Source organism: Pantoea sp. WMus005 (genome assembly GCF_013415305.1).
GTDB lineage: Bacteria > Pseudomonadota > Gammaproteobacteria > Enterobacterales > Enterobacteriaceae > Pantoea > Pantoea rara.
Genome location: NZ_JACBXU010000001.1, coordinates 1,516,746 through 1,536,321 on the forward strand (window position 1 = coordinate 1,516,746; position 19,576 = coordinate 1,536,321).

7 protein-coding genes and 1 pseudogene are annotated in these 19,576 nt (G+C 55.9%); 2 read left to right on the forward strand and 6 right to left on the reverse strand.

The window, feature by feature from the left end:
• Nucleotides 1-34: 34 nt before the first annotated feature.
• The gene (gene mfd, locus HZZ01_RS06870) at nt 35-3,478 is read left to right on the forward strand and encodes a transcription-repair coupling factor (protein ID WP_179896046.1); all 3,444 of its coding nucleotides are present in this window, start codon (nt 35-37) and stop codon (nt 3,476-3,478) included.
• Between the two features lie 144 nt (nt 3,479-3,622).
• Here mfd and HZZ01_RS06875 read toward each other — a convergent pair whose 3' ends face one another.
• Both HZZ01_RS06875 and HZZ01_RS06880 read right to left on the reverse strand, forming a co-directional pair.
• On the reverse strand, nt 3,623-4,165 hold the full coding sequence (locus HZZ01_RS06875) for a glycine zipper 2TM domain-containing protein (RefSeq protein ID WP_003849847.1): 543 nt from the start codon (nt 4,163-4,165) through the stop codon (nt 3,623-3,625).
• 417 nt (nt 4,166-4,582) lie between these two features.
• Nucleotides 4,583-5,146 (reverse strand): annotated as a pseudogene (locus tag HZZ01_RS06880) (Ail/Lom family outer membrane beta-barrel protein).
• A 996-nt stretch (nt 5,147-6,142) separates the two neighbouring features.
• On the opposite strand from HZZ01_RS06880, the gene HZZ01_RS06885 reads away from it, so the two are divergent.
• Nucleotides 6,143-6,358, forward strand: a complete 216-nt coding sequence (locus HZZ01_RS06885; RefSeq protein ID WP_179896047.1) for a SymE family type I addiction module toxin — start codon at nt 6,143-6,145, stop codon at nt 6,356-6,358.
• Between the two features lie 54 nt (nt 6,359-6,412).
• Here the strand turns inward: HZZ01_RS06885 and HZZ01_RS06890 are convergent, their stop codons facing one another.
• The 4 genes from HZZ01_RS06890 to HZZ01_RS06905 form a co-directional block, all read right to left on the reverse strand.
• Nucleotides 6,413-6,823: an Imm63 family immunity protein gene (locus tag HZZ01_RS06890; protein WP_255434133.1), complete on the reverse strand. Its 411-nt coding sequence runs from the start codon at nt 6,821-6,823 to the stop codon at nt 6,413-6,415.
• A 1-nt stretch (nt 6,824) separates the two neighbouring features.
• Nucleotides 6,825-8,213, reverse strand: coding sequence for a glycohydrolase toxin TNT-related protein (locus HZZ01_RS06895; RefSeq protein WP_179896049.1), 1,389 nt, complete (start codon nt 8,211-8,213; stop codon nt 6,825-6,827).
• A gap of 377 nt (nt 8,214-8,590) precedes the next feature.
• Complete coding sequence (locus HZZ01_RS06900) at nt 8,591-8,932, reverse strand: hypothetical protein (protein ID WP_179894974.1); 342 nt, start codon at nt 8,930-8,932, stop codon at nt 8,591-8,593.
• Entirely contained in the window at nt 8,883-19,556 is a 10,674-nt protein-coding gene (locus tag HZZ01_RS06905) for a hemagglutinin repeat-containing protein (RefSeq protein ID WP_179896050.1), read from the reverse strand. Before HZZ01_RS06905 ends, HZZ01_RS06900 begins: the two co-directional genes overlap by 50 nt.
• Between the last annotated feature and the right edge of the window lie 20 nt (nt 19,557-19,576).

Below are 19,576 nucleotides of genomic sequence, written 5' to 3' on the forward strand. Positions count from 1 at the left end.
ACGTCCTGGAAAAATGGAGCAACCCCGAGATCCCATGCCCGAACAGACTCGTTATACCCTGCCCGTTAAATCCGGCGATCACCGTCAGCTCGGCCAGTTAATCGGCGCTGCGCACGCGGTGGAGTGTGCCAGCATTACCGAGCGCCATGCTGGTCCGGTATTGATGATTACCCCCGATACGCAAACCGCCCTGCGCCTGCTGGATGAGATTCGCCAGTTTACCGATCTGCCGGTGGCACACCTCGCCGACTGGGAAACGCTGCCTTACGACAGCTTCTCGCCGCATCAGGATATTATCTCTGCGCGCCTGTCGACGCTCTACCAGCTGCCGGTGATGCAGCGCGGTATGCTGATCATGCCGGTCAATACCCTGATGCAGCGCGTCTGCCCGCACAGTTTCCTGCACGGCCATGCGCTGGTGATGAAGCAGGGGCAAAAACTGTCACGCGACCGCCTGCGTGATCAGCTTGAGCAGGCTGGTTATCGCCATGTCGATCAGGTGATGGAGCACGGTGAATACGCTACGCGCGGCGCCCTGCTCGACCTGTTCCCGATGGGCAGCGATCAGCCCTACCGCATCGACTTTTTCGATGATGAGATCGACAGCCTGCGCCTGTTCGACGTCGACAGTCAGCGCACGCTGGAAGCGGTACCGGAGATTAACCTGCTGCCTGCGCATGAGTTCCCCAGCGACAAAGCCGCTATCGAGCTGTTCCGCAGCCGCTGGCGCGAAATTTTTGATGTGCGCCGCGAGTCGGAGCATGTCTATCAGCAGGTCAGTAAAGGCACGCTGCCTGCGGGCATTGAATACTGGCAGCCGCTGTTTTTTGAACAGCCGTTACCCAGCCTGTTCAGCTATCTGCCGGATAATACCCTGATTGTGAACTGCGGCGATCTGGAAGGCAGCGCCAGTCGGTTCTGGCACGATGCTGAAGCGCGCTATGAGAACCGCCGCGTTGACCCGATGCGCCCGCTGCTGGAGCCGGTCACGCTGTGGCTGCGTCCTGATGCGTTAATGGGTGAACTCAAAGCCTGGCCGCGCATTCAGATGACCAATGAGGTGCTGCCCGCCAAAGCAGCAAATACCAACCTCGGATATACCCCGCTGCCCGATCTGGCCGTACAGGCGCAGGCAAAGGCGCCGCTCGATCATCTGCGTCAGTTTATTGAGACCTTCAGCGGTGCGGTGGTGTTTTCAGTAGAAAGTGAAGGTCGCCGTGAGACCCTGCAGGAGTTGCTGGCCCGCATTAAACTGCGTCCTCAGCCTGTGCATCGACTTGATGAAACCGTCGACGATCGTTTTAGTCTGATGATTGGTGCCAGCGAGCGCGGCTTCATTGATATCCTGGGCAACCGGGCGCTGATTTGCGAAAGCGATCTGCTGGGCGAACGCGTCAGCCGTCGCCGTCAGGATACCCGCCGTACCATCAATCCGGACATCCTGATCCGTAACCTGGCGGAACTGAGTCCCGGCCAGCCGGTAGTGCATCTGGAGCACGGTGTCGGTCGCTATATCGGCCTGACTACGCTGGAAGCGGGCGGCATTGAGGCGGAATACCTGATGCTCTCCTACGCCAATGACGCAAAACTCTATGTGCCGGTTTCATCGCTGCATCTGATCAGCCGCTATGCGGGTGGCGCGGACGATAACGCCCCGCTACACAAACTGGGCAGCGATGCCTGGTCACGCGCACGGCAGAAAGCGGCGGAGAAAGTGCGTGATGTGGCGGCTGAACTGCTGGATATCTACGCCCAGCGCGCCGCCAAAACCGGCTTTGCCTTTAAGCATAATCGCGAGCAGTATCAGCTCTTCTGTGAAAGCTTCCCGTTTGAAACCACACCGGACCAGGCGCAGGCGATCAATGCGGTGCTGAGTGATATGTGCCAGCCGCTGGCAATGGACCGTCTGGTATGCGGCGACGTCGGCTTCGGTAAAACAGAAGTGGCGATGCGCGCGGCGTTTCTGGCGATTGAGAACCATAAACAGGTGGCCGTGCTGGTGCCGACCACGCTGCTGGCACAGCAGCACTACGATAACTTCCGCGATCGCTTCGCTAACTGGCCGGTTCGCATTGAGATGCTGTCCCGTTTCCGTACCGCCAAAGAACAGACGCAGGTATTGGAACAGGCCAGCGACGGCAAGATCGACATTTTAATCGGCACCCATAAGCTGCTGATGAGCGACCTCAAATGGCACGATCTCGGTTTGCTGATTGTTGATGAAGAGCACCGCTTCGGGGTACGTCACAAAGAGCGCATTAAGGCGATGCGTGCCGATGTGGACATTCTCACCCTGACCGCCACGCCGATTCCGCGTACCCTGAATATGGCCATGAGCGGCATGCGCGATCTCTCGATTATCGCCACACCACCTGCCCGCCGCTTAGCGGTGAAAACCTTTGTGCGTGAATTTGACGATCTGGTGATCCGCGAAGCGATCCTGCGTGAGGTTCTGCGTGGCGGCCAGGTCTATTACCTCTACAACGACGTTGAAAATATTGAGAAAGCGGCGCAGCGTCTCAGCGAACTGGTGCCGGAAGCGCGGGTGGCGATTGGTCATGGCCAGATGCGTGAGCGCGATCTGGAACGGGTGATGAACGATTTCCATCATCAGCGTTTTAACGTGCTGGTCTGTACCACCATTATCGAAACCGGGATCGACATTCCGACCGCCAACACCATCATCATTGAGCGGGCCGATCACTTTGGTCTGGCACAGCTGCATCAGCTGCGTGGTCGCGTTGGGCGTTCGCATCATCAGGCTTATGCCTGGCTGTTAACGCCTCATCCAAAATCGATGACCGCCGATGCACATAAGCGTCTGGAGGCGATCGCCTCACTGGAAGATCTGGGAGCCGGTTTTGCGCTGGCTACGCACGACCTGGAGATTCGCGGTGCTGGCGAACTGCTGGGTGATGAGCAGAGCGGACAGATGGAGACGCTGGGCTTCACACTCTATATGGAGCTGCTGGAGAATGCGGTCGATGCGCTGAAAGAAGGTCGCGAGCCGTCACTGGAAGATCTCACCAGCAACCAGACTGAAGTTGAACTGCGGATGCCTGCTTTGCTGCCCGAGACTTTTATCCCGGATGTCAGCACCCGTCTTTCTCTCTATAAACGTATCGCCAGCGCCGAGGCTGAAGAGGAGTTGCAGGAGCTGAAGGTTGAGATGATTGACCGCTTCGGTCTGCTGCCCGATCCGGCGCGTAACCTGCTGGATGTGGCGATTATCCGGCTTAAGGCCCGTGCTGTCGGCCTGCGTAAGATCGAAGCCAGTGACAAAGGCGGTTATTTCGATTTCGCGCCGAAGAACAAGGTGGATCCAGCATGGCTGATAGGTCTGCTGCAGAAAGAGCCTCAGCAGTGGAAGCTGGATGGCCCGACACGCTTGCGTTTTACCCGTGAACTGTCGGAAAGAAAGGTACGGATGGAGTGGGTGCAGGGCTTTGTTTCACAACTGGCTGAACATCAGGCGTAACGTCCCTGCCCGCGCACTGCTGAGCTAATCGGTTAAGCGCGGGAAATGGCGATAAAAAAAGGCGCATCCATAAGATGCGCCTTTTTCATTACTTCAGTATTACGTTGTGCTGTGTGGCCGCGAGTGCGGCAAAGCTTTGCCCAATTACGCCTGGTCGCCGTTGAGAACCAGCTGACCATTGCGGTCCAGTGGAATACGCGTGCCGGGGTCATTTTCCATACGGATTTTACCCTGCTGATCGCCTATTTTATAGGTCACGTCATAGCCCAGTTTTTTCTCTTGTTTGTCATAAACTGTTTTGCAGCGCTGTTCGGTTGTGGTGTAGGTATCCCGATCCTGCAGTCCGCCCTGGACCTGATTACCGGCATAACCACCCGCTACCGCACCGGCTACTGTCGCCACATCCCTGCCGCGACCGCCACCAAACTGGTGACCCAGCACGCCACCTGCCACTGCACCTAAAACAGAGCCAGCAAGACGGTTTTCATCCTGTACGGCCCGACGGTGAGTCAGAGTGACATTACGGCACTCCTGACGTGGCTGTTTAATGCTCTCTTTGATTGGCGTTGCTGACAGTACCTGTGCATATTGAGGACCGCGATCAAACACGTTCATGCCTGCTACGGCTGCAACACCCAGTGCTGCTGCCACACCAATACCGATACCCGCTAACATTGATTTATTCACAGGAAGTTCCTCCTGAAAAGTGTTACCGCGCAATCCTGCTGTTAAAGCATCCTCGTTAACTGAGGTATAACCGGCGTGCGCGACGCGCCGTGTTTGTTGAGATGAAGTTTTACAGATGGACCGAAAATGCAACATCAGATAAATGGAGGAAATTGGTTACTTTGCTATCAGGACCAGTTTTTAGGAGAGTTCTGAGGTGTGAGCGTCATATTAATCGCATTGCAATGGCAAATGTAAAAGCAATAAAATCAAGTGGATAACGTAAATAATTTAGTGTTTCGAACAGCCTGTTGCGTTATCGTTTACAGACGAGCAGTAGGTATAAAGCAGATTCAGCGTAGAGACTATCACTCTTATCAAAACCCGAAATTAAACAACCCTGACCAGATAATCAGGGTTGCGAATTTTAGCGTTTGATCAGAAACGGTAGCCGATACTGATGTTGAAACCATTGATGGCAACATCGTCGTTATATTTCACGCGAGTACCTTCATAGCCCGCGCTCACAGAGAGATTGCTGACTGGATTCACGACAATACCTGCGCCATAGGCAAAAGAGGTTTTATTTTCGCTATATTCTTCGGAAAAGGCGTCAAAATAAGTCATGTTCTCATCCACTTTGGTATGGGCAATACCAACCAATCCATAGAAGCTGACATAGTCATTGATGCGATAGGCCGGACCAGCCATCAATGAGTAATATTTCACTTTGGTTTTTCCATCATATCCACTGACATCGCCATAAAAATCTTCGCGCTCAGAAAAACTTTCATCGCCTTTCATGTAGCTGAATGAACCAATAACACTGAGAGGAGAATCCCATTCATAGCGATACTGGACATTGACACCGCGAATGTTTTTGAAGTCTTCAACTTTACTTTAAGCATAGCCGATAGAGACAGTGTGATTATCAGCCAGTGCATTGCTGCCCACGAGCAAACCGCCACACAGCAATGCCAGCATCGTTAATTTAGATGTCATCTGATTAATTCCTTTTCATAATTTAACATTATTTACCTGCGTTAATCGCAGGACTTCGTTCCCTGAATCACCCATACCCGACGGACTGGTTATCGCTTTATCTATCCGCCTGTATCGGACAGGAATTTCCTGTAGCGCTCCGCGCCTGATGCTCAGATTGGCTGGAGTGCATCTGTTTATACCCGGATGTTTTTAAAACAGGCTGGTCTGTAAAAATCTGGCGTTTGAATTCCACTCTTTGAAAATGGTATTTCAGCCATTTAATTTGTGTTAAGTATGGAATTCTCCACTTGAATCAATGCGTACTTCATTTGTTAAGCAATATTAATGGAATTATTAGACCAAAAATAATCAGAGCTATCAAGACCTCATTGCCACAAAAAAGGAAAATCACCGAAAAAAATCACTATTTTTACATTAAGAAAAGCATACGGCTTATACAGACTGTTAACACAGATTATCAACTTGCCTGCATATTTCGACACTGAGTTACAGATCTATTTTAATTGCCCCCGGATACAAAAGAGCAATCATCAAAGTCGCACCTGCAATTATTGAAAAGGGTTGCCCTCAAAATCACTGCTAATGCTCATTCCCACGCTCGGGTGCTCTATTGTTTAGTGCGCACGGTTCCCGATGTTCCTGAAGTCCCGCGTTCTGGTGTCGGAACGGTTTTATCCGCGATGGCAATGGAGGCTATCACCGCACCGTTCTATTATGTGTGCTCACCCGCTGTCACATCAAAGCTGTGTCATTTCGCAATTCCATCATCGCTATCGGCAGACAGATTGGCCGTAATCCAGATAAGGGATTTGATGTGGGCTAACGATTAATCGCAACATGAAAGTCCGCCAGTAAAGTTATTACAGAAGGTCACAGCAAGAAGGGATAGGTGAAATGAAACAGGAAACATGTAACGAGAGATTTTTAGCACGGGCTGAAGGTGCTGGAACACCAACAGCCTGCTGACCACAACTAACTCTATGGGAGTTAATTATGGCTGACACGCATCATAAGTCAGGAACCCGCACGGCCGCAACCGCCGCGCATTATTATAAAGTCGGATATCAGCCTAACAGGGGCCAGCCGAACCCGCTGCCACAGCTCACTATTAAAGGCCCATGGCTGGAGGCGCTGGGATTTACGACCGGGCAGAAGATTGAAGTGATCACCGGGCCGGGACAGTTGATCATCCGACTGGCTAGGGTGTAATCGACAAGTAAAGACATCCCGGCTCGGTAGCCGGGATTAATTGAATTAAAAGTATTAGTAGAGGCTATCGTCGTAAGGACTGGCAGCAAGAGTTTTTTCAATTTCATCTTCTGCTTTTGATTTCCATGACGAATTAATTTTCGTCATTAGCTCAATATAATTTGGAAAAGCAATACGCCTTCCATCTCTACCACCAATACGATTTTCTAATTCATATTGAAAAGCGATCTTATAAGCAAGCTCTGACATAATCCAATAAAGTAGCTCATCTGTTGAATCTGTAACCTTTCTGGAAAACTCATATCCTCTTTCGGAACAAATGTAATTATACTTTTCGTTCTCAAATGAAATATAAGGAGTTCCATCACCAATAGGAGCTGTACAAAGATTAACTGAAAGCCTTGGCAGGCCTGCTTTAAAAATCAGTTCGTCAACTTTCTTTTGCAATTCTTCAATACTTAGCATATTAGTGAACCTCACGGATATATTCATTTTTCAGAAGCCATTCAACATTCACACGCTCTTGCATATTAGGCAGAATCTGAATGCCTCCTCCAGCCTCACCGAAAGCAGGGGCTATTTTTCCTTGTATGACTGGCAAAGTTTTAATGACCTCATATTCATAATATTTTTCTGCGCCCGCTCCAGGAGCAAGAGCGCGCTGTTCATAAGGAGTTCCCTTAGGTGCCAGAAAAGACCCACTTGGTTCTCCATACCTATCCAAACGAGTACCTACAGGAAGCGTTGTTTTAACTGGTTCTTCGGCAAAACCTAACTTTGCAGGCCAGTTCCAGTCTCCACTTTCATTACGGTATTTATCGTACTGCGACCATCCTGAAGCTTCCTCGTCAGCAGCAATTCTATTTGGCTCTGCTGTTCTTCCCGTTGAAGGCTGAGATTGTTGTTTAGCTGAACTCTCTTTTGCCGGTTCCTTAATTACACTCTTCAGCCCATAAGCACCAGCCAGAGCGGCAGTCAGCTCCTGAGTTTGCATTGCTGTATCATAACGGCCTGCTGCTGTTTCCCAGCTTACACCGGAGGCCTTTGCTATTGCTGTGATGGCTTGGTCGCGGCTAATGCTGCCTGCATCCAGTCCCTGCAAAACACCTTCCAGATTTTTCACATCCTGTGGGTATAAATCTTTGTACAGTAATGAGTAGGTGGCATTTTCACCGTACTTCTTCAGTGCATCCTGTGCCGGGCCAATCAGAGCACCACAGGCTGATCCACCTTTATTGCCATCAGTGCAGACCGATTTTATTGCTTTATTACGCGCTTTATCTGACTGATTAATATTTGCCAGTTCTTTCGTTTCAGCCGATGTCAGTTCCTGTTTCAGGTAGTCGCGCTTCGTCTCCAGCTGTCTCTTTCTGTCGGCTTCCTGAACGCTCAGCCAGTTATTCTCAACCGCATTTTTACCCGCCTGCGCGCCCGCCACCGCACCGCCCGTACTGTCTCCGGTAATGCCGCCCGCCAGGCCCGCCGCCAGCGCGCTGATGGTCTGGCGCTGCTCCTCGCTCAGGTCCTCACGCTTAACCCCGGGATACATCTGCTGCGCGATGTACTCGCCCATCGCCGCGCCCGAGGCGCCCGCCAGTGCCGGATTGCCCGACGCGTACGCCGTCACCGCACCCACCACCGCGTGTGCTATCAGGTTCGCCTGAACGTTCACCACGTCCTTTCCGTCCGGGCCTTTCGTCGTCGTCAGCTTATGAATGTGCTCCGCCAGGTACGGCGCGGCCGCCCCGCTCACCGCCTGGGCCAGGTTATCCCCCGCCAGGCCCTTTATCGCCGCGGTCGCCGCACTGATACCCTGCTGCCACGCGCCGCCGGTTCCCAGGCCTGTAGCCAGCATCTCTCGGTTATACAGCGTCTGGTAAGCCTGCTGAACGATATCGCCCTGCGTCGGAACCTGACCCGGATTCGCCTTCTGCCACTCCGTTTTCGCTGCCGCCAGTTCGTCTGCTGAGACGTTTTTAATCGCGTCCGTCGCCTTCCGCGTCGCCGCTATCTCGCCCTGCGTCCGCGCGATATCCCCCGCCTGGCTGTCGATTTCCGCCAGCAGCGTAAGCTGACTGTCGCCGCGAATTGTACCGCCGAGGTTAGTGATATCCTGGCGGGCGGTGAGATTAACGGTGTTGCCGCTGATGTAGCATTTTTTGTGCTCGATTTACCCGAACTTGATTAGGCCCACTAGCGATATGCCATGCCGCTTTTTAAAACAATATTATTTTAAAATTTATTAAACAGAGCGTTTGACTTAAGTATTCGGCATATTTCATTCGTGATAGCATCGATTTCCCCCCCATACTGGCCTCTATCTCCCATCATCCTAAAATCACTCATAATATAACTACTTACATTATGAAATCCTGATTTTTCTTTATTTATTAAAATGTTAAGTGATTTCTCTATAGAGGAATAAAAAACCTCTTCACTCCCATCGTTAATCAAATAATTAACAACCTGTTTTAGCAGTGTGATTAACCTCTCGATATCACTCATATCTTTATCAGTAAGCAATTTATTTCCCTCTTGATAGTTGTTCTGGAAAAGTCTTTTTAAATTCATCATAAGTATAAACTTTCCCTGTTTTTCCATCCCGAACAGATTTTATCCAATCCGAGGGGTAGTTTCTTGGCAGCAAAATTTGATCTGCGCCTCCAGAATATTTTGGAACATTGCTTAATGGAGGTTGTTCACCAACGAACCCTATATTCAATTTAGTGTTTTCAGGTACTTCTATCTGCGCTTCAAACTGTGTAGTACTCCACTTTTTATAAACAGCCGTTTCATTCCTACCCATATTCTGAACCGTTGTTGCATACCCACCATCCAGTTTTGCCTGCTCCTCCGTTCCGCCAAATTTCCTATAAAGTGTTACAGGTTTTTTAGTAATCACTGTCTCATAATTACTTGATTTAAAAGTAGAAGATATAAAATCAGGGAGCGTATCTTTAGGAGCTAAAGCTAAGCTGCTATCTATCTTTGTCCCAATACTTACTGCTTCACTTTGCACTGAATTTTGAGGTGGATTTATTTTTCCTGGGGGCAATCCGGTTTGGGCTGTTTTCTCTGTAATCTCCTTCATCCCATAAACCGCGCCACCAATCGCTGCCATGGTATGAACGCCAGTCATCGCGGTATAGAGGCCGTCTGCTGTTTCCTTACTCACGCCCCAGTTTTCAGCGATACGGCTGACGTTTGCCTCACGCTCCGCTTTCGCGTCCGCCGTGGCATACCGCCATATCAGGGCGTCGACCTGATCTTTTCCTTCCTTATAAATGCTGCCCATATTGCCGATATACTGGCCGTCGAGTTGCTCGTCATAGCTTTTCGCCATCACTGCCAGTTCCTGCCGCATTCCCCGGCATGCTTCGGGAGACAGTCCTTTACAGGCTGAGTCTAATGCTGCATCGAATGCCTTATCTTTCGCATCAAGGTCACTGACTAACTGTTCTGCCTGCTGTTTCTTTTCTCCTTGAAGATACGGCAGCGACCATTTCGCATCCTGTCGCTGCTTCTCATCGTCAGCGTGCAGCGCATTATTCTCAACCGCATTTTTACCCGCCTGCGCGCCCGCCACCGCACCGCCCGTACTGTCTCCGGTAATGCCGCCCGCCAGGCCCGCCGCCAGCGTGCCCAGCGCGCTGATGGTCTGGCGCTGCTCCTCGCTCAGGTCCTCACGCTTAACCCCGGGATACATCTGCTGCGCGATGTACTCACCCATTACCGCGCCAGAAGCGCCCGCCAGTGCCGGATTGCCCGACGCGTACGCCGTCACCGCACCCACCACCGCGTGTGCTATCAGGTTCGCCTGAACGTTCACCACGTCCTTTCCGTCCGGGCCTTTCGTCGTCAGCTTATGAATCTGCTCCGCCAGGTACGGCGCGGCCGCACCGCTCAACGCCTGGGCCAGGTTACCCCCCGCCAGGCCCTGTATCGCCGCGGTCGCCGCACTGATACCCTGCTGCCACGCGCCGCCGGTTCCCAGGCCTGTAGCCAGCATCTCTCGGTTATACAGCGTCTGGTAAGCCTGCTGAACGATATCGCCCTGCGTCGGAACCTGACCCGGATTCGCCTTCTGCCACTCCGTTTTCGCTGCCGCCAGTTCGTCTGCTGAGACGTTTTTAATCGCGTCCGTCGCCTTCCGCGTCGCCGCTATCTCGCCCTGCGTCCGCGCGATATCCCCCGCCTGGCTGCCGATTTCCGCCAGCAGCTGCGCCGTCTCTATCCGCCGCTGCCCTTTCTCCTTATCGAAGATTTTATCCAGCCCCGGATTCGCACCCTCAGCAATGCGGCTCAGGTCCGACACGTCCTGCGTCTGTTTCGCCTTATCGCGGATAACAATCGTGCCGTCGCTCACCGCCGCCTTCGTCACCGACGACGCGCTGCCGCTGCCGTTCAGCCCCGCCAGCAGGCCGTTCGCCATGTTCCCGGCAAACTGGCCGCCGATGCTGCCGCCGGTGCTCATCCCCACGCTCTGGTGCTCGGTTTTGTAGTCCGCGTGGTTCTCAATGTTGCTGAAGCCCAGCGTGCCGGTGTCGAGCCGGTTTTTATCCGCGGTCGCCGTCGAGCTGATGACCGCGCCGTTCAGCCGGGTGTGCTCACCCGCCGTCACGTCAAAGCCGCCCTTCCCGGCAAAGAGGCCGGTCTGCTCCGCCACGCTCTGCCAGTTGCTGTGCATTTTGTCCTGGCTGAGGTTGACGCTCGCCGATCCGGTCATCGAGCCGAAGGTGAAGCTGCCGCCCGCGCTGGCGTTCTGCTGCTTACTGTCGTAGCGGTCGCTGTCCTGTTCCGAGGTCAGCGTCAGGTTGCGGCCCGTGTCGACCTTCACGCTGTCGCCGCGCATCTGCGCTCCCGTCAGCGTGGTGTCGCGCCCGGCATTCAGGCTCAGCCCGTTGCCCGCCGTCAGCGTGGTCTCGGTGTGGGTCAGCCCGTTGCCGTTCTCGCGCCCCTTGCCCGCGTTGACGCTGGCCGAGATGCTGATGCCGTAACCGCCCGATCCGGCGGTCAGGCCGATACCCAGGCTGCCGCCCTTGCTGCTGTTGGTGCTGTCGGTACGTTCGCTGTTCTGCGCCGACAGCAGGCTGATGTCGTTTTTCGCCGTCAGCCCAAGGTCACCGCCCGCCTGAAGCTGGCTGCCCTGCACGCGGATGTCGCCCGCGCTGCCCGGCTGTGCGCCGGTGGCGGTGATGGCCAGGTTACCGCCCGCGCCCAGCGTGCTGCCCTGCGCCTCGCGGCTTTCGCTGCGGGTCTCGCTTTTCGATGACTGGCTGCCGTAAGAGAGGCTGATGCCGACCGAGCTGGTGGAGCCTTCGTCATAGCCTTTGTCGCCCGGCTTCAGGCCCGCGGCGGCGTTTCTGGCGTTCGCCGCGTCGGTCTGCGCGCCGTCCATCTGGTAAGCCTGCGCGGCCTGGGCCGCCGTCAGCGCCGCTTTGGTGCCCTGCAGCGCCTTCAGCCGGTCATCGCCGCTCTCATCGGCGGTGCGGGCGGTCTGCACCGCCGTGTTCAGCGCCGCGCCCACCGTGCCGGACAGCGCCAGCGTCAGGCCGCTCTGTTTCTGCTCGGTCTTCGTCAGCGCGGTATGGCTGTTTTCGGCCGCGCTGACAGTGACGTCGCTGCCGCTCAGGGAGAGATCTTTACCGGCGATCACGTCGCTGCCGTGCACGGTAAGCTGGTTACCGGCGCTGAGGGTCACGCTGCCGTCGCTGCTGCCCACCGTGCTGCCGCGGCTGAGTGCGCCGCTGGCGTCGGTGCTGCTCTTCTGCATCGCCTGACCCACGGTGAAGCCGATGCCGCCGGTGCCCATCAGGCCCGATTTTTTCTCCTCGCGCTGATGCACCTCAGTATTCGTTTCTGTGGCGGTTGTGATGCTGAGATCGCGGCCCGCGGTCAGCGCCACGTCCTGCGTGCCGGCGACGTTGCTGCCGGTCACGGCAACGTCGCGGCCCGCCTGAAGCCGGACGCTGTCGCCGCTCAGCGTGGTGCCGAGCGCCTCGCTGCTGTGCAGCTCGTCGTGGGTTTCCAGGCTGCTGCCCGACAGCAGCCCTTTGCTGGTCTGCTTACTGTGTTCGGTGAGATCGGTCCGGCTGTTGCCCGCGCTGAGCACGATGTCGCGTCCCGCAATGGCAGTCAATGCGCCGCCCGCCGTGACGTCCGCGGCGGTGGCGCGGATATCCTGTCCGGCACTCAGCTCCAGCGCGCCACCGGCGGTGATACGCGTCCCGGCATCGCTCTGCTGTGACAGGCGACGGTAGTTATCGCTGTTCCAGCTGTCGTTTTCACTGTGCTGCGTACTGAGAGTGCCGAGCGTCAGGTCATTGCCCGCATGGATCGTCGTTGTGCTCTTCTTTCCGGTGTTGCCGATATCGCTGGCGGCCAGATTAATGTTGTTCAGCGCGCTCAGCGTCAGGGCACCATCGGTGCCCTGCACGTAGATACCGGCCGGACGATCGATCCAGCGGTCAGTGCCGTCGCCGCGCAGCGTGGACTGGCTGGTGATGTCGCGCCCCGCCAGCAGCGTAACCTGACTGCCGCCGCGAATTGTACCGCCGAGGTTAGTGATATCCTGCCGTGCGGTGAGATTCACCGTGTTGCCGCTGATGTAGCCGCTGTTGGTCAGCGACTGTGCCGTCAGTTGCGTCACGTCGCGCCCCTTGATGGTGCCGCTGTTGGTGATGTCGTTGCGGGCCGCCAGCGCCACGCTACCGCCCCCGATCAACGCGCCGTCGCCGGTTAAGTCACCCTGCTTCACCTTCGCATACATTTGCGGCACCAGCACCGTCTGCTGTGTGCCATCCGGCAGCGTAACGGTCCGATTCACCAGCCAGACGATATCGCTGGTGAGCAGTGCCATCTGAGCCGGAGTCAGTGCCACGCCCGGAACCAGCTGGTACGCTTTGGCAAAGGCTACCCCATTATTCATTAGCCCGCGATACTGATCTTCATCGCTGCTATACCCGCTGATATAGCGATTGCCGGTCATCTGAATAATCTGATCGCGCACCAGACGCTGTTCGTAATAACCATCGCCCAGTCGTTTCAGGATCAGGCTGCTGTCGCTGATCAGAGCGTTCTGCATATAGTCGCTGCTGAGCCACTGCTTCTGATTGACAAAGCGTGGATCGGTCTCGACCAGGTAGTGACTGTCGCTGCCGGGCTGCAACTGATAAAGGCTGTTATCCGGCAGACGGATATCCGGTGAGACGGTGCGGATCACGGGTGTAATGGTCTGTCCGTCGACCACCGTGGCGGGCAGCGTCAGCGAGAACTGCTGTCCGGCAGGTAACAGCAGTGGCCGGTCTTTGAGGCTTCCAAGCTTGTCCAGCGTCAGCGCACTGTCATAGCGTAATCCGGCTGGCAACAATGTACTGCCGCTATCCGTGGCGTTCAGCGCCACGGCCGTCACCGCCTGCTGGACGGCAGGCTTGCCAATGCTGGCAGCCTGCGCAGTGACGCCCTGCTGCTGCCGGTTGCCGGTCTGGTAGCCCTTGCCCTGCGGTGCGGCGTTCGCCTGCCAGCTAAGGGTCTGCAGATCGATGGTCTCCGTCACGTGTGCCGGGCGATAGGTTTTCCGATCCTTGCCCTGGGAGGTTTCGGTTCCGCCAAATTTCTTTTTCTTCTTCTTCGCATACCAGCGCACTGATTTCCCGTCGTCCGTGGTGACACGCGTTCCTTTCGTCGCCTGATTATTCAGCTCGCCTATCTTACCGCCCAGCACGGCACCCGCGACAATCTGGCTGTCATGGTTGTTGAGGCGGCCGGCGCTAAAGGTCATATTACCACCCGACAGGATTTTGCCCGGATCGCTCTCTTTGATCTGGGTTTCCTTCACTATCCGCCGGTAGTCATACTCATAAAACTCGCTGCCGCTGGTGCCGTCCGGCATTTTTGCCGTGTGTACGCCATATTTATTTTTTTTGCTAATGTCTACTTTGGCCCAGTCAAAACGGTCGGTGTGGCCTCTGAGTACTGCGTCATGGTGCTGGCTATCTTCGGTTTTAACGACCTGCGTGGTCAGGTGGCGGTTGGTGTTATTAATTTCCGCCATACTGATCGTGGCATCCTGTCCGGCCTCAATCGTTGCACCATCATTGTTGAGCTGCTGCCCCTGTCCTGTGGCCTGATAGTTCGCATCCAGCTGGCCGCCAATATGCAGATCACCATCACTGTAGATCAGCGCATGGTCGCGGTTGTTCAGGGTGCCCGCCGCAATATCCATTCGCTGACGTGCAGCAATCACCGCCGCTTTGCCGCCTTCGCTGAGGTTGTTGAGCAGCACGGCCGCAATGGCGACATGATCGCCGAATATACGGCCGGTGCCGCTGTTATTCAGGACACCCGCCACCAGATGTGTCAGGCCACCGTCAATCAGACCACGATTATTGAGGGTATCCGCTGCCGTGATGTGGGTCTCCCCGCCGCTGATCTCGCCGTTTTTCTGATTGTTGATGTTGTGTGCAGTGAGGAATAACGCCTGCTGACCCGCGAGGGTGCCATCATTGGTGACGTTGCCGCCCGCCGCCAGGCGTAGCGTGCCGTTGGCTTTAACCTCTGAGAGGTTATGGAAATCACCCGACAGCGTGATGCCGAGATTACCCTGCGACAACACCTGCCCGTCACCACTCAGCGCAGCCGCGCTGATCTGTGCCTCTTTATCAGCAATCAGCGTGCCCTTCTGATTGTTGATGGAGAGCGCCTGGGCCTGCGACCTGTCCTGAATAATCAGCGTATCTGCTGATGAGATCAGCCCGCTAACGTTATTCAGCGCCTGTTGCACGGTGAGTGCCAGCCGCTGTTTTGCGCGCAGTGCGCCCTGGTTGTTGTCCAGCGAGACGGTTTCGAGGGTTAAACTGCCCGCTTCAATCCCTTTGCCGTTCTGTCGGGTATCGCGGTTGATTAGCGATGGCGTGGAGATCGTCATCTGCTGGCCGCCCTGAATCAGCCCGCTGCGGTTATCCAGCTGCTGGCTCAGCGACAGTGCGCCGTTGCCAACGCTTTGTACCAGGCCGTCATTGTTGACCAACTGACCCGCCGTCAGCGACAGCGTGCCTGCCGAAAGGAGTCTGCCCGTCTGATTAAGCAGTGCATTCTGTCCCGCATTGAGTGTCAGATCGTTGCCGCCCTGCATCTGCCCCTGCTGATTATCCACCGAACCACTGTCGATATGAAGGTTGCCGGCACTGGCGATCAGTCCGCGCTGGTTAGTCAGCGTCTGGCCTGTCGTGTTAAGGATGATATCCCCCGCCGACTGCAGTTTCCCGTCGCTGTTGTTCAGCGCCTGGCCGTTGAACGTCAGTCCGCTATTGCCTGCAACCTGCCCCTGACTGTTGTTGAGTTGGCTGGCACTGAGCGATGCCTGCTGTCCGGCGGCAATAAAGCCGGTCTGGTTATCAATCGCGCCGCTGCGCAGATCCAGACTGTTCAGGGCAACGATGCCGCGCTGGCTACTGCTGTCGCGATTGATCAAAGCATGGCCCTGGGTATCCAGCATCATGTCGTTACCGGCCTGTAACAGACCGCCCTGATTTTGTAGCTCGCCGCTGGTGAGATCGAGTCGTCCTTTACCGCCCGACAGCGTGCCGGACTGGTTGTTGATATCGCCCGTCACAACCTGCGCGCCGGTAAAACCGGTGATAAAGCCGCGCAGGTTATCCAGCGTGCCGCTATAGAGCTTCAGGATGCCGGCGCTGAACAGGCCACCTGCGGTTCCACTGTCGCGGTTAATCAGATTGTTGCCGTGGGTATCCAGATTAAGATCGCCACCCGACTCAATCCTGCCTGCACGGTTGTTGAGCAGCCCGCTATCCAGTTGCAGCGTGCCTTTAGCGCCCAGCTGACCCTGCTGATGATCAAAGGTCTGTTGGTGGGTGTCGATAAGGATATTCTGTCCCAGCATCACGCCATTACGGCCATCGATCTGGCCGCTGGAAAGGCGCAGATCGCCGCCTGCAACGAGTCCGCCGTGCTCACCGCTGTCGCGGTTAATGAGTTCGCCGCCCTGGGTGTTGACTGAAAGCGCCTCACCTGACTGAAGCAGGCCGCGCTGGTTATCAATGCGATTGCTTTCCAGCGTCAGCTCATGATCGGCATTAATAATTCCATCAGCGTTGTTCAGTGCTCCGCTGTTGAGCTGCAGATTACCCGCCGAGACCAGCGAGCCGCTGCTGTTGTCGATATCACCACTGCTGACATGCAGATTCGCGCCCGCAGCAACGGCACCTGATGCCGCGTTGTTCAGTGCCTCTCCGTGCGTATTCAGCTGCATATCTCCGGCAGACTGCAGTCGCCCGCCGCGGTTATCCAGCGCGCCGCTGTTCAGTTCCAGATTTCCTCTGGCACTGATCAGACCCGACCTGAAATCAGCAGCCTGACCCTGGGTATCGATCAGCAGGTTCTGTCCCTGAATAATTCCCTGGTTGCCCGCAATCGTTCCGGTGGAGAGTTGCAGATCGCCACGTGCCACAATGCCGCCGCGATCGCCGCTGTCGCTAGTGATTAGCTGCGCGCCATGCGTATCCAGTGACAGCGCCTGACCCGATTGTAATAAGCCTCGCTGATTGTCGAGCGCACCCGTCTTCAGCGTCAGCGCGCCATCCGACATCAGGATGCCGTCAATGTTGGTCAGCGGGCCGCTATTGATGTTGGTTGCCGAGGCAGCGGCGATGACGCCGTTCTGGTTATCCAGGTCGCCACTGTTCAGGCGTAATGCGCCACCGCTGATGATTCCTGTTTTGCCACTGTCACGATTATTCAGCGCCTGCCCGTGGGTGTCGAGCGCAAGGTCACCGCCTGACTGGATCAGGCCGGTATGATTGTCTGTTTTGCCACTGGAAATGCTGAGATCGGTAGCCGCTACCAGATTGCCGCTGGTATTGTTCAGTTCACCCTGCTGCGTGTCGATGGCTACGCCGTGACCGAGTACGCTTCCACGCTGATTCTCCAGCGCCTGACTGCGCAGGGTGACCTGCTGGCCCGCGTCGATGCGACCCTGGGTGTTATCAATAGTCTCACGGGTCTTCAGCATAGCGTCACCGCCGGTTGAGGCGATAAGACCCTGCTGATTGTTAAGACGTGCGCCGGTGAGTTGCAGATTGCGGCTGGCCTGCATTGCACCCTGCGCGTTCGTCAGGGTCTCCTGAACCTGCAGTTGCAGATCGCCGATGCCCGCCGCCAGCAACGTGCCACTACTGTTATCCAGGCTGCCTGAGGCGAGATTAAGGTTACCGCCGCTCTCTATCCGTCCACCGTGATTGTCTGCATCACCTGAAACCGCAATGGTCATCTCACCAGTGCCGCGCTGCGACAGCAGACCCTGCCGGTGATCCAGCGTACCCGCTGTTAGCGTCAGCGCCTCTGCCTGGGTATGCCCTTCTGAGAGGTCAAGACGGTCGCCGCTGAGCGTTAACGCACCCGCTGACAGCAGATTGCCCTGATTCCCGTCCAGCCGGGTCGCATTGAGGTTCAGCGCGCCATTATTGCCCGCCAGCTGCACCGTGCCGCCCTGATTATCGAGGCATGGCGTATCGAGTTGCAGCGAATCGCCGTTACCTGCGATGAGTCCGCCGCGGTTTTCAATGTGCTGAGCCTGTAGCCGGGTATCACCTTCATTGCTCAGCGTGCCCTGATTGTTGAGCAATGAACCGGTGGCGATCGTCAGGGCTTCGCGGTTTTGCTGACGCAGCAGACCGCGATTGTTACTGACGTTTTGTGCCGTTATCGCCAGGCTGCCAGCGGCCAGTTTGCCGTCGTCATTGTTAAGCGCTGTCGCGGCCTGGATTCCCAGCGTGCGGCCCGCTACCGTTGCGCCTTTGGTGCTGATATCTGCCTGCGTAGAAGTCAGTGCGATGACATAGGCGGAAGTCTGACTCCCGCTAACATCGACCCGGCTGCCCCGCGCCTGAATCTGGTCGTGCGCCAGGTTTTTACCCTGCGCTTTAAGCTCGCCCTGGCTGGTCAGCAGTAAACTGCCGGGCTGGCTCAGGGTATCGTTGCCATCAACGCCTGCCGCAAGCGTGCTTTCAGCGGAGCTCTGAAGGGTGCTGGCGGAGAGCGTCGCGTTACGGCCCGCGCTCACCAGCCCGCTGTTGCGCAGCGTGCCGCTGGACGTCAGCGTGACATCCTGCTGTGATACGATGTTGCCGCGGTTATCCTGGTCACCCGTGCTGGCTATCTGCAGTGCGGCCTGGCTTTGCAGCGTACCGCTGTTTTCCAGTCTGCCATCCACGCTCAGGTGCAGCTCACCGGCGCTGGCACCCAGCTCACCGGCATTCCGCACGCCAACCCCTTTTTCAGTGCCGGTCAGGGTAATTTTATGGGCATACATACCGCCAATCGCCGCGACGTCGAGTGCAAACTCAGGCCGTGTCGTCCCATTATCCGCTTTTACTGTGGTGACGTTGCCTTCAGCTGCCACCTGGTTCCTGCCTGTAACCACATTCAGTTCACGGGCATGAACTTTTGCGTTAACCGCGACCGACTGCGCAATAATCTGGGTGTAGTCCGCATCACTGTCATTCAGGCCCTGACCTTCGATATTGATGCGTCCGCCATTCACATCGAAGCCTTTGAGCTGACCGTTTTCAATCAGCGCCTGTCCGGTAGTTAGCGTGTTGCGGCTGGCGTTGATAAATCCGCAGCCGTTACAGGTAATGCCTGAGGGGTTAGCGATGACGACGGCAGCCCGTTTACCCGCCACTTCGATAAACCCGTTCAGCTGGCTGGGATTACGACTGTTCACTTCGTTGAGGATGACCGTCGCTTCCTGCTTTGACAGCCACGGGTTAGCCGCCACCATCCCACCCAGTTGAGTGGCGGTATTCTGATGACTGTTGTTCAGGATTGCGCCGCGCGCGTCGACGTCGAGCTGGCTGTACTGATTGCGGGAAACACCCTGGCTGTTGGGCGTCTGAATGTTGATTTGCGGCAGACCGTTGGCCGTCGCCATAACGGTAGGCTTCTGGCTGCCCGGCGCGCTGCTGTCTGCCACAATACCGGCCTGCACCGGCAGACTGACCACACCCGCCGCCAGCCAGAGTGCAAAACTGAGCGGAGAGATCCGCACCCTTGCCTCAGTGTCTGAGGTACGTTTCGGGCAGCGGGCAACGCGCGAATAGCCGCTGCGGGTGATGTCAGACACCACCATTAACATGCCGCGAACCCGGTTGAAGATAAGTCGATAGCAAAGTTTATTCATAATGCGCACAGTCCATTGTC

Bases quoted from the DNA above. Each gene is read 5' to 3' on its own strand.
- HZZ01_RS06895 (WP_179896049.1), bottom strand. From the start codon at position 8,213: ATGCTGGCTACAGGCCTGGGAACCGGCGGCGCGTGGCAGCAGGGTATC.
- HZZ01_RS06885 (WP_179896047.1), top strand. From the start codon at position 6,143: ATGGCTGACACGCATCATAAGTCAGGAACCCGCACGGCCGCAACCGCC.
- HZZ01_RS06900 (WP_179894974.1), bottom strand. From the start codon at position 8,932: ATGATGAATTTAAAAAGACTTTTCCAGAACAACTATCAAGAGGGAAAT.
- mfd (WP_179896046.1), top strand. From the start codon at position 35: ATGCCCGAACAGACTCGTTATACCCTGCCCGTTAAATCCGGCGATCAC.
- HZZ01_RS06905 (WP_179896050.1), bottom strand. From the start codon at position 19,556: ATGAATAAACTTTGCTATCGACTTATCTTCAACCGGGTTCGCGGCATG.
- HZZ01_RS06890 (WP_255434133.1), bottom strand. From the start codon at position 6,823: ATGCTAAGTATTGAAGAATTGCAAAAGAAAGTTGACGAACTGATTTTT.